The sequence below is a fragment of the Pantoea agglomerans genome (genome assembly GCF_021397715.1).
In the GTDB taxonomy this organism is placed as follows: Bacteria; Pseudomonadota; Gammaproteobacteria; order Enterobacterales; family Enterobacteriaceae; genus Pantoea; species Pantoea astica.
Map to the genome: position 1 here is coordinate 1,771,304 of NZ_CP090207.1, position 17,028 is coordinate 1,788,331.

Genomic DNA, 17,028 nt, shown 5'->3' on the forward strand with positions numbered 1-17,028 from the left:
CAATAATGGGGTGAATATGACCTTTTCTCTTGTACGTCGCCAGTTGGTGATGGGCGTCATGGCCGTGGCGCTGGTCGCGGGCGTCAACGTTAAAACTTTCGCAGCGGAAAACCTGCTGAATAAAATTAAAGAGCGCGGCACGCTGCTGGTGGGTCTGGAAGGCACTTATCCACCGTTCAGCTTCCAGGATGAAAAGGGCAAGCTGACCGGTTTTGAAGCGGAGTTCGCGCAACAACTGGCGCAGCATATGGGCGTTAAGGCCAGTCTGAAACCGACCAAATGGGACGGTATGCTGGCCTCGCTGGATGCGAAGCGCATTGATGTGGTGATCAACCAGGTCACCATCTCTGATGAGCGCAAGAAGAAGTATGACTTCTCTACGCCATACACCATCTCCGGCATTCAGGCGCTGACCATGAAAGCCAACGCGGGCACCATCACCAAACCTGCTGACCTGGCCGGTAAAAAGGTGGGCGTCGGTCTGGGCACCAACTACGAGCAGTGGCTGCGTGAAAACGTGAAAGGCGTGGATGTGCGTACCTATGATGATGACCCGACGAAATATCAGGATCTGCGCTCAGGCCGTCTGAACGCCATTCTGGTTGACCGCCTGGCCGCGCTGGATCTGGTGAAGAAAACCGGCGATACCATGGCCGTTGCGGGTGATGCGTTCTCTCGTCAGGAATCGGGCGTTGCGGTTCGTAAAGGCAACGACGACCTGCTGAAAGCGATCGACCAGGCTATCGCTGAGATGCAGAAAGATGGCTCGCTGAGCAAGCTGTCTCAGAAATGGTTTGGCGCGGACGTGACGAAATAATGCAGGAAAGTCTTCAACTGGTGCTGGATTCAGCACCTTTTTTATTAAAGGGCGCGCTGTTTACGCTGCAACTCAGCATCGGCGGGATGTTCTTCGGCCTGGTGCTGGGATTCATTCTGGCGCTGATGCGTCTGTCACGCTTCTGGCCGATCAGCTGGCTGTCGCGCATCTACGTCTCTATCTTCCGCGGTACGCCGCTGATCGCTCAGCTGTTTATGATCTACTACGGCTTACCGCAGTTTGGCATTGAACTGGACCCGATTCCGTCGGCGATGATTGGCCTGTCGCTGAATACGGCGGCCTATGCCTCAGAGTCACTGCGTGGCGCGATTTCCGCGATTGAGCGTGGTCAGTGGGAAGCGGCAGCGAGTATTGGTATGACGCGCTGGCAAACCCTGCGCCGGGTGATTCTGCCGCAGGCAGCCCGCACCGCGTTGCCGCCGCTGGGTAACAGCTTTATCAGCCTGGTTAAAGATACCTCACTGGCGGCGACCATTCAGGTGCCTGAGCTGTTCCGTCAGGCGCAGCTGATTACCTCGCGTACGCTGGAAGTCTTTACCATGTATCTGGCTGCCTCGCTGATTTACTGGGTGATGGCGACGGTGCTGTCCGCCCTGCAGAACCGGCTGGAGCAGCACGTTAATCGTCAGGATCAGGAGTCGAAATGAGTGCCATCGAAGTCAGAAAGCTGGTGAAATCCTTCAATGGCCAGACGGTGCTGCACGGCATCGATCTCGATGTCGCGGCAGGCGAAGTGGTGGCGATCATCGGTCCCAGCGGCTCGGGTAAAACCACGCTGCTGCGCAGCATTAACCTGCTGGAAGTGCCGGACAGCGGTACCATCAAAGTGGGCGATATCACCGTTGATGCGGCACTGGCGCAGAGTAAGCAAAAAGAGCAGGTGCGTCGTCTGCGTCAGCAGGTGGGCTTTGTCTTCCAGAACTTTAATCTGTTCCCGCACCGTTCGGTGATGGAGAACATTATTGAAGGCCCGGTCATCGTTAAACGCGAAGCCAGATCGGAAGCGGTGGCACGCGCCCGTGAACTGCTGGAAAAAGTCGGACTGCACGGCAAAGAGGAGAGTTATCCGCGCCGTCTTTCTGGTGGTCAGCAGCAGCGCGTGGCCATAGCCCGTGCGCTGGCGATGCGACCTGAGGTGATTCTGTTTGATGAGCCGACCTCGGCGCTGGATCCGGAGCTGGTCGGTGAGGTGCTCAACACCATCCGCGCGCTGGCCGAGGAGAAACGCACGCTGGTAATCGTGACGCATGAGATGAGCTTTGCCCGTGACGTGGCTGACCGCGCCATCTTTATGGATCAGGGGCGTATCGTCGAGCAGGGCGAAGCAAAAGCGCTGTTCAGCAATCCACAGCAGCCGCGAACCCGTCAGTTCCTCGATAAATTTCTCAGTCAGTAATGCCGCAGCCTTCCCCAGGGAGGGCTGCGTTAATCTGTTTAAATATCACGATTTTGGCTGAATAGCGTAGCGGTTATTGCCGTCGATATTCAGCATTATCACAGTTCAATAAGCCATCGTTAAACCTTTTGGCACATCTGACAAATCTTTTCCTTTCATCGGATATAGAGTGGTTTTTATTATTGCCACTTCCTCTTATTTATTTTTGCGGGATTATCAGAAAATATTATCCTTTATCTCTGTTCTGGCGTAATTAATCGCGTCAGCGTGTGCTTTAACGATAAGTGTAAGGAAAGGTTCCACTGCGTAAATAACTGTAGCAACAGGACCATGCGGGATTTTTTAAGACTTTCGCTACATTCACCACCGATTCAATGACGAATAATCGCTGGATAACCATAAAAGCACGACTGATTTCCTCGCTTTTACTTTTCAGCGTTCTGACCTACACAGCCGGAGTCATTGAATGAACGACACCAGAACCGAACATACCAGAACCGAACATATAGCCTGGATAAACACCCTGAAAGGGGCCTGTATATTACTGGTGGTCCTGTACCACACGGTGTTACCTGGATTTGAAGGAACAGTTAAATATCTCTCTGCCGGATGGATCCCCGCCGAAATATGGGTGCAGTTTAATACGGTCCTGTCGCCGCTACGAATGCCCGCTTTCTTTTTTGTTTCGGGTCTGCTGGCGACTAACGGTATTATTAACCGGCCCTGGAAACAGGTATTTACCAGCCGCATTACCAATCTTTTTTATCTCTATATTATATGGGGATTCATTCAGTGGTGGTCGATTTTAGGTATCTCCACTGAAATTACCGGCCAGCGCATTTCACAGAATCTGAATGCGGCCTACGCCGGATCGCTGATTGAGTTTCTGAAGCTGACATTTATGGCCATGAGTACGTCATGGTACTTATATGGGCTTGGACTCTATTTCCTCTGCGCCAAACTGTTTCGGCAATATAAACTGGTGCTGATGGCAGCGGCAATTCTGCTGAACTATCTGGCAGTTGAAAAGATTATTCCCTACTGGGGCCCACAGAGTCTGGCGCAATATTTCCTTTTCTTCCTGCTGGGCGCGTTCTGGAGCCAGACGATGCTGCGCCTGAGCGAGTGGCGTCGTGAAAACTACACACCCTGGGCCATCCTGGCCGCGCTGGCGGGTATTCACGCGATATTCGGTCTGGATAAGAGTCTGTTCATGTGCATCCTGGCGGTGCTGTTCAGTATTGCCGCCTGCCGCTGGCTGAATCAGCATTTCAGCATGCGTTATATAAACTGGATTGGCCGGAATACGCTGCAGATTTATGTCATACACCGTATTTTTATCGAGTTTTTCGGTATGTCAGCGATCCTGTTTGCACAGCGCCACCATCTGTTTGAGCAGGCGTGGTTTTCATTCCTCTGGGCCTGTTTCTATCCGCTGGCGATTGTGGGCCTCTGTTCGCTCTGTTCGGTGGCGATCTGGTCGCTGACCAACCGTGGACTGGGGCAGTCACTGTTTGTGTTTCCAACGCTGATGAAAAGGGCGCCTGGCGGCGCGAGCAGTGGGTAAGTTACGCTTAGCCGCGGGCTGGGGCCGGTTTCGCCTGGCGGCGGGCTGGAGCTGGGGTCAGGTTACGCATAGCTGCGGGCTGGCACTGAGCGGGTTTCGCACGGCAGCGGGCTGGCATTGAGTAAGGTTTCGCCCGCCAGGCGCTGGGGAGTTTCAGGTTGCCTGAGCGGGCGGACGCGTCAAGGGGCGGACGCCCGCCCCTTAACAATCCCGGCGTCCGGCTGCCTTCGCGCCACGCTGCGCGCGGTGCCTTCGTCATTCCCTGCGGCCGACGGACCGTCCGGACTCGCCGTCCCTGGCGAGGCCGTCCTTTCGCCGACGTCCTGTCGGCTCTTCCTGGCCTCCGCTCACTCCTCAGCGCTGCGGACGCCTCTGGCAAACCCCCGCCTGTGATTTCTTACATTTTTCATGCGGTCCGGAGCTGGCTGATGAGTGGGTGATTACGCCTGTCGGCGGGCTGGGGCTGGTTACGCATGGCTGCGGTCTGACATTGAGCGGGTTACGCCTGGCAGCGGGCTGGCACAGAGTGAGGTTTCGCCCGCCAGGCGCTGGGGAGTTTCAGATTGCCCGAGCGGGCGGACGCGTCAAGGGGCGGACGCCCGCCCCTTAACAATCCCGGCGTCCGGCTGCCTTCGCGCCACGCTGCGCGCGGTGCCTTCGTCATTCCCTGCGGCCGACGGACCGTCCGGACTCGCCGTCCCTGGCGAGGCCGTCCTTTCGCCGACGTCCTGTCGGCTCTTCCTGGCCTTCGCTCACTCCTCAGCGCTGCGGACGCCTCTGGCAAATCCCCGCCTGCAAATTCTTAAATGTTATGTGGCCCGGTATTGTCTGGCGGCTCACGAATACGAATGCGTCTGGCAAACCCCGGTCCGTAATTCCTGAATGGTTATCCGGCTCTGCCCGGTGTGGTAGCTGGCAAACTAAAAAACTGACAGCAGCGGAAGCTAGTCCCTACAGCAACGAAGAATGTGAAAAGAAACACAGAAATAACAGCGAGGGGTTGGGAGGCCGTCTGAAGCGCTGAGCGGATGAGGGATTTCAGGACGAGCGACAGGGATGTCGCGAAGAGGCGGGGCCGCGCCAGGGATGGCGCGTCCCGGCCGGTCCGTAAGAAATCCGGAAGAAGCGAAGGGACCGCGAAGCGGCGGTGAAGCAGGCCGGAGCCCGGGGTCAAGGGGGCGCGGCGACTGGCGCCCCCTTGTCGGTCGCCGGCAGCGGCGAAGCTGAAACTGCCACAGCCAGCCGGCGAACGAAACCCGCTCCCAGCCCGTTCGCGCAGCGAACCCCCACCAGCCAGCCGGCGAACGAAACCCGCTCCCAGCCCGTTCGCGCAGCGAACCCCACCAACCGGTCGGCGGCTCGAAACCCGCTCCCAGCCCGTTCGCGCAGCGAACCCAATCAGCCCCTAGCGGGCGCCCCTTACCCTATGGTCATCAGACTTGCATTGCCGCCAGCCGCGGCGGTATTCACACTGAGTGAACGCTCAATCAGCAACCGCTCCAGCAGCAGATTAGTCTCACCGCGGGCGAAGCCCTGCACCGACACAATCGCGCCTTCACGCGCCGCAATCTGCTCGCACAGGGTCCGCAGCTGATCGGCATCACCGTGATAGATCACCGCATCAAACTCAGCGCTTAACGGATCGCGCGCCAGGGTGATACGGGCTTTCACTGCGTCTGGCAGGCTTGCCAGCAGGCGACGATGCAACTCATCATCCTGCCACAGCGCCTTGCTGCCGACGCTGGTCACCGCCGCCAGTTGCACTAAAGCATCCTGCTCATTGTCGGCCAGACAGAGCACCTGATCACGAGGCAGCAGCGAGAAGGTATTGCGCTCGCCCGTCGGGCCTGGCAGCAACCGCACTACGCCTGCCTGCGCCAGATCGGCATAGTGCTGACACAACGCCGCCAGCTCAGGCTTCTCTTTCGCCCAGCCTGCCAGCGCCTGATGCGGTGCCAGCAGCGCCTGACGCAGCGTCGTGTCGGCAGGGCAGACGGCATCCTGACGATCGAAAGTCAGCCGCAGCGCGCCATCCGGACGATGCGCCAGCAGACGATAGAGGTAGAGCGGACCGCCCGCTTTCGGGCCGGTGCCGGATAAGCCCTCGCCGCCAAACGGCTGCACGCCCACTACGGCACCGACCATGTTGCGGTTAACGTAGAGATTGCCGACCCGGGCGTTCGCCGTCACCTGGGCAATGGTCTCGTCGATGCGGGTATGCACGCCCAGCGTCAGGCCGTAACCCGAGGCGTTGATCTGATCCACAATCTGCGGCAGTGCATTACGGGTGAAGCGCACCACATGCAGCACCGGACCAAACACCTCTTTATCCAGATCGGTCACCTTATCCAGCTCAATCAGGGTCGGCCTGATAAAGGTGCCGCTGCTCCACTCTTTGCTATCCTGCGGGTTCTCCTGCACCGCCTGATAGACCGTGAAGCCTTTATTGCGCATCGCCTGAATGTGACGCTCAATATTGGTTTTGGCTTCGGCATCAATCACCGGACCAATATCGGTCGACAGACGCTCCGGATTGCCCATCCGGCATTCCGCCATCGCGCCGCGCAGCATCTTCAGGGTATGGTCAGCCACATCTTCCTGGATGCAGAGCAGACGCAGGGCCGAGCAGCGCTGACCGGCGCTATCGAAGGCCGATGCGACGATATCAATCACCACCTGCTCAGTCAGCGCGGAGGAGTCGACGATCATCGCATTCATCCCGCCGGTTTCGGCAATCAGCGGCGTCGGACGACCTTGTGGGTCGAGACGACCCGCCAGATTACGTTGCAGCAGCGTGGCGACCGCGGTTGAACCGGTGAACATCACGCCGCGAACCCGATCGTCACCGGTCAGTTGCGCGCCGACCGTCTCACCCAGGCCTGGCAGCAGTTGCAGCACGCCCGCCGGCACGCCCGCATCCAGCAGAATCTGTACCGCCTGCGCCGCAATCAGCGGTGTCTGCTCCGCCGGTTTGGCCAGCACGCTGTTACCCGCTGCCAGCGCCGCGGCAATCTGTCCGGTAAAGATCGCCAGCGGGAAGTTCCACGGGCTGATACAGACCACCGGACCCAGTGGACGGTGGGTTTCGTTATCGAAATCTTCCCGCACCATACCGGCGTAGTAATAGAGGAAGTCGACCGCTTCACGGACTTCGGCAATGGCGTTGTTGTAAGTTTTGCCCGCTTCACGCACCAGAATGCCAATCAGCTGCTGCAGCTGGCCTTCCATGATTTGCGCGGCGCGTTCCAGGATCGCGGCACGCTCCTGCGGCGGCGTGGCGAACCAGATCGGTCCGCTGTTGACCGCAGCGTCCAGCGCCTGCGAGACTTCCTGCTCTGTCGCTTCACGCACCTGGCCGACAACATCGTTTGGCGCCGCCGGGTTAATGATAGTGCGGGTTTCCCCGTCGCCCGGTTCACCTTCAATCATCGGCTGCGCCAGCCACGGCTGCGCGGCACTGCTCAGCAGGGCGCTGGAGAGTGAGGCCAGACGATGTTCGTTGGCCATATCCAGACCGGCTGAATTGACGCGTTCAGCACCGTACAAATCGCGCGGCAGGGGGATCTTCGGATGCGGCAGGCCAATGGCGCCTTCGCTGGCCCCGAGCTTCTCCACCGCGCTGACCGGATCGGCAACCAGCTCATCAATCGGCAGCGAGGTATCCGCAATACGGTTAACGAAGGAGGTGTTGGCACCGTTTTCCAGCAGGCGACGCACCAGGTAAGCCAGCAGCGTTTCATGCGTGCCGACCGGGGCATAAATGCGGCAGGGACGATTCAGTTTGCCGTCCGCCACTTTACCGACCACCTGCTCATACAGCGGTTCGCCCATGCCGTGCAGGCACTGGAACTCATACTGACCGGGATAGTAGTTGTTACCGGCCAACTGATAAATCGCCGCCAGCGTATGGGCGTTGTGGGTGGCAAACTGTGGGTAGATCAGGTTAGGCACCGCCAGCAGTTTACGGGCGCAGGCCAGATAAGAGATATCGGTATAGACCTTACGGGTATACACCGGATATCCCTCCAGCCCTTCCATCTGGGCGCGTTTGATTTCGCTGTCCCAGTAGGCCCCTTTGACCAGACGGATCATCAGGCGGCGACGGCTGCGCTGCGCCAGATCGATCAGCTCGTCAATCACAAACGGACAGCGCTTCATATAGGCCTGGATGACAAAGCCGATGCCGTTCCAGCCTTCCAGTTCCGGCTCGAAACAGAGTTTTTCCAGCAGGTCGAGTGACAGCTCCAGACGGTCAGCTTCTTCCGCATCGATGTTGATGCCGATGTCATAGGAACGAGCCAGCAGCGTCAGCGATTTCAGAATAGGGTAGAGCTCTTCCATCACCCGCTCATACTGGGCGCGGCTGTAGCGCGGATGCAGCGCCGACAGCTTAATCGAGATGCCCGGGCCTTCATAAATGCCACGACCATTCGACGCTTTACCGATGGCGTGAATCGCCTGCTGATAGGAGATCAGATAGGCTTTAGCATCGCTGGCGGTCAGCGCCGCTTCACCCAGCATGTCATAGGAGTAACGGAAACCTTTCTCTTCCAGCTTACGGGCGTTAGCCAGCGCTTCAGCAATGGTTTCGCCCGTGACGAACTGCTCACCCATCAGACGCATCGCCATATCGACGCCTTTGCGGATCAGCGGTTCGCCACTCTTGCCAATAATGCGGTTCAGCGAGCGCGACAGGTTGGCTTCATTATGCGTAGAGACCAGGCGACCGGTAAACAGCAGTCCCCAGGTGGCGGCATTCACGAACAGTGACGGGCTGCGTCCAAGATGCGACTGCCAGTTGCCGTTGCTGATCTTATCGCGGATCAGCGCATCTCGGGTGGGCTTGTCCGGAATGCGTAACAGCGCTTCGGCGAGGCACATCAGCGCGACGCCTTCCTGCGAGGATAAAGAGAACTCCTGCAGCAGGCTTTGCACCATGCCAGCGCGTCCGGTTGCCCCTTTCTGGTGCCGCAGCTTATCGGCTAACTGATAAGCCAGCTGATGCGTTTTTTCGGCCAGCGCCGCGGGCAGGCGCGCCTGCTCCAGCAGCATCGGCACCGCATCGGTCTCCGGGCGACGCCAGGCGGCGGTCACGCTGGAACGGGTCACCGACTGCGGCAGAATCTGCTCTGCGAAGTCCAGGAACGGCTGATGCGCTTCCTCGGTCAGCACCTCATCCGCCTCCACGGTTGCCTGTCCGGATAACGGGATTTCAGGCAGTGAATCGCCCGACTCAAGCTGGCCGAGGTAGTTGAAGATCGCCTGCTTAATCAGCCAGTGTGGCGTGCGATCAATACGCTGGGCAGCCAGTTTGATGCGCTCGCGAGTCGCGTCATCCAGTTTTACACCCATGGTGGTTGTACCCATGAATCCAGTGCTCCTTATAGTGGTTCGATACGGCGTGGCTGCACTATCACTTAAGTTGCAACTTTGTGCAACCGTGTTAAATGTGAGCCAGTTAACACCCTTTTAATGCCGCCGATTGTTAACTTTTGCAGACCGGCACGGATATTGCTGCAAGATCCTCGCCAATCTGGCAGGCCCGGTAAACCGCGGTTTCTGTGAGGTTGTGCCAGGGTGCAACTTGAGATCTGTGAGCGAGTGCAACCTCTGAGCACATTTTCGCAATCGGTTAGTGAAATCGCTGTAACGCCTGTGTTAAATCCATTGTGCGCGGAACGCCTTTCCGGCAGGATACCGCGCCGCAGGGAAACGGCGAACGCCCTGACGAGGATAATCGGTCCGTTTTGCCCCGTTCCGGCAAGCAGGCAGCTGGCGATTTCTCTGGGATATCAAATAATAAGTGGAGAGACAGATGAGTCTAAGTACACCGATGCTGGTGACCTTTGTGGTTTATATTCTTGGGATGGTGCTAATCGGTTTTGTGGCGTACCGCTCAACCAAAAACTTCGATGACTACATCCTTGGCGGTCGCAGTCTCGGCAGCGTGGTGACGGCACTCTCGGCTGGGGCATCAGACATGAGCGGCTGGCTACTAATGGGATTACCGGGAGCCATTTTCATCTCCGGCATTTCGGAAAGCTGGATTGCAATTGGCCTGACCATTGGCGCCTGGCTGAACTGGAAAATCGTTGCCGGTCGTCTGCGGGTGCAGACCGAGCATCACAACAACGCCCTGACGCTACCGGACTTCTTTACCAGCCGTTTTGAAGATCACAGCAAAATCCTGCGCGTCATCTCGGCAATCGTCATTCTGGTGTTCTTCACTATCTATTGCGCCTCGGGCGTGGTGGCGGGCGCGCGTCTGTTTGAAAGCACCTTCGGCATGAGTTATCAGACGGCGCTGTGGGCCGGTGCTGCCGCCACCATTCTCTATACGCTGGTCGGCGGTTTCCTCGCGGTGAGCTGGACGGACACGGTGCAGGCCAGCCTGATGATTTTCGCGCTGATCCTGACGCCGGTGTTTGTGATTATCGCGGTGGGCGGCTGGTCTGACTCGCTGGCGGTGATCGAAGCGAAAAGCCTCGAAAACCTCGACATGCTGAAAGGGCTTAACGTTGTGGCGGTGATTTCGCTGCTTGGCTGGGGGCTGGGTTACTTTGGTCAGCCGCACATTCTGGCGCGCTTTATGGCGGCAGATTCGCACCGTTCAATCCGTACCGCGCGCCGTATCGGCATGGCCTGGATGATCCTCTGTCTGATTGGTGCGGTTGGCGTAGGCTTCTTCGGTATCGCTTACTTCCAGAACAACCCGACGCTGGCTTCCGGCGTCAACGATAACGCCGAGCGGGTCTTTATTGAGCTGGCACGTATCCTGTTCAACCCGTGGGTGGCCGGTATTCTGCTGTCAGCCATTCTGGCCGCGGTGATGTCGACCCTGAGCTGTCAGCTGCTGGTCTGCTCCAGCGCCCTGACGGAAGATCTCTATAAAGGTTTTCTGCGTAAGAACGCCAGCCAGAAGGAACTGGTGTGGGTCGGACGTCTGATGGTGCTGCTGGTGGCGCTGATTGCGATCGCGCTGGCGTCGAATCCGGAAAACCGGGTGCTGGGTCTGGTCAGCTACGCCTGGGCAGGTTTCGGTGCAGCCTTTGGGCCAGTGGTGCTGTTTGGTGTCTGCTGGAAGCGGATGAACCGCAACGGTGCACTGGCTGGCATGATCGTCGGCGCATTAACTGTGCTGGTGTGGAAACAGTATGGCTGGCTGGGACTGTATGAAATCATCCCAGGCTTCCTGTTCGCCAGCATCGCCATTGTCGTGTTCAGCCTGCTGGGTCGTGAACCTTCAGCCGAAGCGCAACAGCGCTTTGACGCGGCAGAAGCGGAGTTCCAGACGAAATAAACTCCGCACGGTCTGAAAAAGCCCGCCCGGTGATCCCGGCGGGCTTTTTTTTGTTACAAAGATAAACCACTCAAATGCGAAATTATCTCATCCGGCAACTTGTTTTTTTCGTGGCGATAATGATAATCGGTATCGTTTACACTTTACCTGATTTTACTTTCATTGACGCTGCTTAACATTCAAGAGGTTGGCGATGTTTGTTCCGTTTCTCATCATGCTGCGCGAAGGGTTAGAAGCCGCACTGATTGTCAGCCTGATCGCCAGCTATCTGAAGCGCACCCAGCGCACTCAGTGGTTCCCCGCCATGTGGGCCGGGGTGTTTATTGCCGCGGCGCTCTGCCTGGGGCTGGGCCTGTTCATCAACGCGACAACCGGCGAATTTCCGCAGAAACAGCAGGAGCTGTTTGAAGGGCTGGTGGCGCTGGTGGCGGTGGTGATCCTGACCTCGATGGTGTTCTGGATGCGCAAAGTGGCGCGCAACATTAAGGTCGAACTGGAGCAGGCGGTGGACCAGGCGCTACAGCGCTCAGGACGCGGCGGCCTGGCGCTGGTGCTGATGGTCTTCCTGGCGGTCGCGCGTGAAGGGCTGGAGTCAGTGTTCTTTCTGCTGGCGGCTTTTACTCAGGATGTCGGCTACGCGCCGCCGATTGGCGCGGTGCTCGGGCTGGCGACCGCTGTGGTGCTGGGTATGCTGCTTTACTGGGGCGGGATTCGCCTCAACATGGCCCATTTCTTCCGCTGGACCAGCATCTTCATCCTGTTTGTTGCAGCGGGACTGGCCGCCGGGGCGATTCGCGCTTTTCACGAAGCCGGTTTGTGGAATCGCTTTCAGGATGTGGCGTTCGATCTCAGCAACACCTTATCGACCCATTCGCTGTTCGGCACGCTGCTGGAAGGCGTGCTGGGCTATCAGGAAGCTCCCAGCGTCAGCGAAGTGGCGGTGTGGTGCCTCTATCTGATCCCGGCCCTGATTCTGTTTTTTATGCCCGCGCGGCCTGCTGCGTCGGCGACGGTGCGCTAAGCCATTTATCGGGCGCGCCAGCCGCGCTCATTAACGTGATAGGGAAAGAGATATGACAATGCGTTTTCGCCGCAAGGCACTGCTGCTTCCTCTGCTGGCGATCTCTGCCTCCGCGGCAGCGGCGGTGCCACAGGTGACCGTAACGGTTAATGACAAGCAGTGTGAGCCAATGACCTTAACCGTCAAGGCCGGTAAAACCCAGTTCCTGATTAAAAACAACAGCCAGAAAGCGCTGGAGTGGGAGATCCTGAAAGGAGTAATGGTGGTTGAAGAGCGCGAAAATATCGCGCCAGGTTTCAGCCAGAAACTGACTGCCAACCTGCAGGCGGGCGAATATGAGATGACCTGCGGCCTGTTGAGCAACCCGAAAGGTAAGCTGGTAGTGGAAGGTGAGGGTGCGGCAAAAAGTGCGCCCTCTGAGCGGATGCAACTGGTCGGCCCAATCAGCGCCTACAAAGCCTACGTCACTGAGCAGGTGAGCCAGCTGGTGAGCCATACCCAGGCCTTTACCGATGCGGTCAAAGCTGGCGATGTCGAAAAAGCCAAAGCGCTGTTTGCTCCGACGCGTCAGTATTATGAGCGCATTGAGCCAATTGCTGAGCTGTTCTCCGATCTCGACGGCAGCATTGACGCCCGTGAAGATGATTATGAGAAGAAAGCGGAAGATCCTAAATTTACCGGCTTCCACCGGCTGGAAAAAGCGCTGTTCGCCGATCGCAGCACCGAAGGGATGGCCGGCTACGCGGATCAGCTGAATAAAGACGTTAAAGATTTGCAGACCCGCATCAGCGAACTGGCCTTCCCGCCAGCCAAAGTGGTTGGCGGCGCGGCTGGGCTGATTGAAGAGGTCGCCTCCAGCAAAATTTCCGGTGAAGAAGATCGCTACAGCCGCACTGACCTGTGGGACTTCCAGGCCAACGTTGACGGTGCGCAGAAAATTGTTGAGCTGCTGCGGCCGATGGTCAGCCAGGCTAACCCGCAGTTACTGGCGAAAATCGACGGCAACTTCAAAAAAGTGGATGCGATTCTGAGTAAATATCGCACCAAAACCGGTTTCGAATCCTATGAGAAACTGACCAGCGCCGATCGTAATGCGCTGAAAGGACCGATTACCGCGCTGGCGGAAGATCTTTCATTACTGCGTGGCACCCTGGGTCTGGATTAATCATGAGTCGTCAGGAAGATGACGCGCAGCCCGCGCGTCGTCGCTTACTAAAAGGGCTGGGCCTGCTGGGCGGGGCGGCCGCACTGGGCGGCGGTTGCCCGTTTCACGCCGCCGCCGACAGCTTCTCACCGGGTACGGTAACGCCGCAGGCACGGCAGCAGACGCAGCCGTTTTACGGTCCGCATCAGGCAGGCATCGTGACGCCACAGCAGGCATCAATGATGCTGGTGGCGTTCGATCTGCTGAGCAGCGATAAAGCGGAGCTGGAACGGTTGTTTCGCCTGTTGACGCAGCGCATCGCTTTTCTCACGGCGGGCGGTCCGGCACCTGCGGTGACCAATCCCCGCCTGCCGCCGATGGATTCCGGTATTCTGGGCGCGACTATCGCGCCGGATAACCTGACCATTACCGTGTCGGTCGGCAATTCGCTGTTTGATGAACGCTTTGGTCTGGCGCCGCACAAGCCGAAAAAATTGCAGCCGATGACTCGCTTTCCCAATGATTCGCTGGATGCCAGTCAGTGTCATGGCGATCTGCTGTTGCAGCTCTGTGCCAACACTCAGGATACGGTGATTCATGCCCTGCGGGATATCATCAAGCATACGCCTGACCTGCTGGGCGTACGCTGGCGGCGTGAAGGCTTTATCTCCGATCACGCGGCGCGCAGCCAGGGGCAGGAGACGCCCATCAACCTGCTGGGCTTCAAAGACGGGACGGCCAATCCGGATACTCACAATCGGGCGCTGATGAATCAGCTGTTGTGGGTGACGGACGATCAGGATGAACCCGCCTGGGCGCGTAACGGCAGCTATCAGGCGGTGCGCCTGATCCGTTTTCACGTTGAGATGTGGGACCGTACGCCGCTGGGCGAGCAACAGACCATTTTTGGCCGCGATAAGCTGAGCGGGGCGCCGCTGGGTATGCAGCATGAACGCGATATCCCCGATTATCAGCGCGATCCGGAAGGCGAGGTGATTGCGCTGGATGCGCACATCCGGCTGGCAAATCCGCGTACGCCGGAAACCGCCAGCAGCCTGATGCTGCGTCGCGGCTACAGCTATTCTGCCGGCATCTCCGCTTCCGGTCAGCTGGAGATGGGGCTGTTGTTCGTCTGTTATCAGCACGATCTGGAAAAGGGTTTTATTACGGTCCAGAAGCGTCTGAATGGCGAAGCGCTGGAAGAATATATCCGGCCGTTTGGCGGCGGCTATTTTTTTGTTCTGCCCGGCGTCACCGATGCGAATCATTATTTAGCCCAGCCGCTGCTGGAAGCCTGATTAAATTTCATCCACATCGCGCTGTCTGGCCCCGGACAGCGCTTTTTTTTGGCGTAACAGCGAGCCGGGGCGGTTCCTGGCTCAGCTTTTACTGAAATTTTAACGCAATCTTTAGTGTGACAGAATAAAACAACCAACTGATTTTTATGGGTATTGTTATTTGTTGAGGCTAAAGTTATCGTGCGCAATTCGCAATTACTTTGCCATGAAGTAAAATTACTGTTGCAAAGCGCCAATAAAATGGTGCACTTTAATCAGTAAGCGTAATCAGACGTGTTGATGTATCACACTGGAGTTCGCGCATGGGTCGATTCTTTTATGGAAAGTCTGTATCAGTAAATAGATTACGCTTAACCGCGAGGGCTATTCTGCCTCGTCATATCCTCCTCTCTTCAACGTTCTCTCTTGTCATTTCGCATCCTTTTTTTACCGGTGTACAGCAACGCTGTGGTGCTGCTGCATGCCTGATTTCATGGCCTGTCACGGCTCTAAAGGAAGCCAACTGAAACCTCTAAAGCGTTCACGTAATCGCAACGGGCAATTCGCCTGACGCGGGAAATGAAACCAACTGTAAGGTGCCACTATGGGAAGACAGAAAGCAGTGATCAAAGCGCGTCGGGAAGCAAGACGAGTGCTTCGCAATGACTCCCGGAGTCATCGTCAGCGTGAAGAAGAATCGGTCACTTCGCTGGTGCAAATGGGTGGGCTGGACTCAATTGGTATGGCGCGCGATGTGCGTGACCGGGGACCGATTGAAGCCCGTAATGAAGCTCAGGCGCACTATCTCAACGCCATAGAAACGAAACAGCTGATCTTTGCCACCGGTGAAGCCGGTTGCGGCAAAACCTGGATCAGCGCTGCGAAAGCGGCAGAGGCCCTGATTCATAAGGATATTGACAGGATTATCGTTACGCGCCCGGTATTACAGGCCGATGAGGATCTGGGATTCCTTCCCGGCGATATCTCTGAGAAATTCGCGCCCTATTTCCGACCGGTGTACGACATTCTGGTTAAACGGCTCGGCGCATCCTTTATGCAATATTGTCTGCGCCCGGAAATTGCCAAGGTCGAGATCGCTCCGTTCGCCTATATGCGCGGCCGGACCTTTGAAAATGCGGTTGTTATCCTGGATGAGGCGCAGAACGTCACCGCCGCCCAGATGAAAATGTTCCTGACCCGACTGGGCGAAAACGTCACGGTCATTGTCAATGGTGATATTACCCAGTGCGACTTGCCCGCTGGGGTGCCTTCCGGTCTCGCAGACGCGCTGGCGCGTTTCGAAGAGGACGAGATGGTTGGCATCGTACGTTTTGGCAAAGAGGATTGTGTGCGTTCTGCGCTGTGTCAGCGCACCCTGCACGCGTATAGCTAGCGTTTGATTGAGTAGAAGTGTAGCGCCCAAACCCGGCTTCGGCCGGGTTTTCTTTTTGTCTTTATTGGTAATGATAACGCGCCGCAGTGAGCGTCAGGTGTCGACGTAATATTATCGGTCAGGTCATATGACGTTACCTTGTTAAATACGGCACAGCCTGAACCTTAATTTAAACAGGTAATATGGATTAAGAGCAGCTAACCACTTTACGGCAGCGACTTACAGGCTTGCTCTGGCAACGCTGATCTATTCAGCTTTAGTCGCTGCCGTCACTCTTTGCAGGATAGCGATTAGGGCGGTTTACCTGTAATTATTAAACTCAACAGACATTTCGGCAAGGTTAAAAAAGCGTCAGAAAATCATTCAGGCCTGATAACCTGCATTTTTTCTGTGTAAACAACACTATTGTCGGGGATGTTCTGATTGATAAATGACATGGCTCCGATAGTCACATTGTTTCCTATGATCAGTGAGTCGCCGATGATGCAACTTCCGGCCCCGACTTCAACGTTATCGCCAATGATAATGCGGACTGCCATGCTGTTATCTGAGCGACCGGAGATGCCGATTGTTGAGTTTTGGCGGATCTTAAAATTGCAGCCGATAACGGTGCATCCATTGATCACTACCGATAAAAAGTGACTGACTTTTAAACCTGGTCCTATTTGGGTACCTGGCTGAATCTCAGTGTTGTATTTCTGAATTAATTTTCTATTAATTCTATGCGCCATCTTTTTTAATAACCTGCTGTCGGAATTGTATAAAAAGGAAACAATTCGCCACCAGAAGTTAAACCGCCTGTCCGGACACTTAAACGCCTTGTGGAACGTACGTACCCAGCTAAAGGGTTTATCACTTATCATAACTTCGCGGCGTAAGCATTCATGCAGGTGTTTTTTTAATTCATCTTTTTTCATGTTTTTATCTGCGACTTTCAAATAATTAACCGCGTATATTAGCAGGCTTCAGTAAACACTTTTTGCGCCAGGTCATTTACCTTAAAACAGAGTTAAATAAAAGTCATTCGAATTAACGATATTGGAAGTTTAATTAACAGTCTCAAATAACAATAATGAACAAAGGATTGGCTTA

At 56.4% G+C, this 17,028-nt stretch carries 11 protein-coding genes; 9 read left to right on the forward strand and 2 right to left on the reverse strand.

Going from position 1 to position 17,028, the window contains the following annotated elements:
• Positions 1-16 precede the first annotated feature (16 nt).
• From tcyJ to LZU96_RS08345, 4 genes are all read left to right on the forward strand, one after another.
• Positions 17-817 carry a cystine ABC transporter substrate-binding protein gene (gene tcyJ / locus LZU96_RS08330; protein ID WP_233987843.1) on the forward strand — a complete coding sequence of 267 codons (801 nt, stop codon included), beginning with the start codon at positions 17-19 and terminating at the stop codon, positions 815-817.
• Entirely contained in the window at positions 817-1,485 is a 669-nt protein-coding gene (tcyL, locus tag LZU96_RS08335) for a cystine ABC transporter permease (RefSeq protein ID WP_094121744.1), read from the forward strand. The genes tcyJ and tcyL overlap by 1 nt, the downstream gene beginning before the upstream one ends.
• Positions 1,482-2,234 carry an L-cystine ABC transporter ATP-binding protein TcyN gene (gene tcyN / locus LZU96_RS08340; RefSeq protein ID WP_233987844.1) on the forward strand — a complete coding sequence of 251 codons (753 nt, stop codon included), beginning with the start codon at positions 1,482-1,484 and terminating at the stop codon, positions 2,232-2,234. Before tcyL ends, tcyN begins: the two co-directional genes overlap by 4 nt.
• Positions 2,235-2,700: 466 nt before the next feature.
• Positions 2,701-3,801 (forward strand): acyltransferase family protein, encoded by a 1,101-nt coding sequence (locus tag LZU96_RS08345; RefSeq protein WP_233987845.1) that lies wholly within the window; start codon positions 2,701-2,703, stop codon positions 3,799-3,801.
• A 1,419-nt stretch (positions 3,802-5,220) separates the two neighbouring features.
• Here the strand turns inward: LZU96_RS08345 and putA are convergent.
• On the reverse strand, positions 5,221-9,168 hold the full coding sequence (putA, locus tag LZU96_RS08350) for a trifunctional transcriptional regulator/proline dehydrogenase/L-glutamate gamma-semialdehyde dehydrogenase (protein ID WP_233987846.1): 3,948 nt from the start codon (positions 9,166-9,168) through the stop codon (positions 5,221-5,223).
• 448 nt (positions 9,169-9,616) lie between these two features.
• Between putA and putP the strand changes: the two genes are divergently transcribed.
• From putP to phoH, 5 genes are all read left to right on the forward strand, one after another.
• A complete protein-coding gene (gene putP / locus LZU96_RS08355; protein WP_233987847.1) occupies positions 9,617-11,101 on the forward strand; it encodes a sodium/proline symporter PutP in 1,485 nt (494 codons plus the stop codon).
• Between the two features lie 193 nt (positions 11,102-11,294).
• Positions 11,295-12,122 (forward strand): iron uptake transporter permease EfeU, encoded by an 828-nt coding sequence (gene efeU / locus LZU96_RS08360; RefSeq protein ID WP_233987848.1) that lies wholly within the window; start codon positions 11,295-11,297, stop codon positions 12,120-12,122.
• A gap of 52 nt (positions 12,123-12,174) precedes the next feature.
• Positions 12,175-13,287 (forward strand): iron uptake system protein EfeO, encoded by a 1,113-nt coding sequence (gene efeO, locus LZU96_RS08365; RefSeq protein WP_233987849.1) that lies wholly within the window; start codon positions 12,175-12,177, stop codon positions 13,285-13,287.
• A 2-nt stretch (positions 13,288-13,289) separates the two neighbouring features.
• Positions 13,290-14,564, forward strand: coding sequence for an iron uptake transporter deferrochelatase/peroxidase subunit (gene efeB, locus LZU96_RS08370; RefSeq protein WP_233987850.1), 1,275 nt, complete (start codon positions 13,290-13,292; stop codon positions 14,562-14,564).
• 583 nt (positions 14,565-15,147) lie between these two features.
• Positions 15,148-15,936, forward strand: a complete 789-nt coding sequence (gene phoH, locus LZU96_RS08375; protein ID WP_031376423.1) for a phosphate starvation-inducible protein PhoH — start codon at positions 15,148-15,150, stop codon at positions 15,934-15,936.
• 359 nt (positions 15,937-16,295) lie between these two features.
• Here phoH and LZU96_RS08380 read toward each other — a convergent pair whose 3' ends face one another.
• Positions 16,296-16,853: a serine acetyltransferase gene (locus tag LZU96_RS08380; RefSeq protein WP_233987851.1), complete on the reverse strand. Its 558-nt coding sequence runs from the start codon at positions 16,851-16,853 to the stop codon at positions 16,296-16,298.
• Between the last annotated feature and the right edge of the window lie 175 nt (positions 16,854-17,028).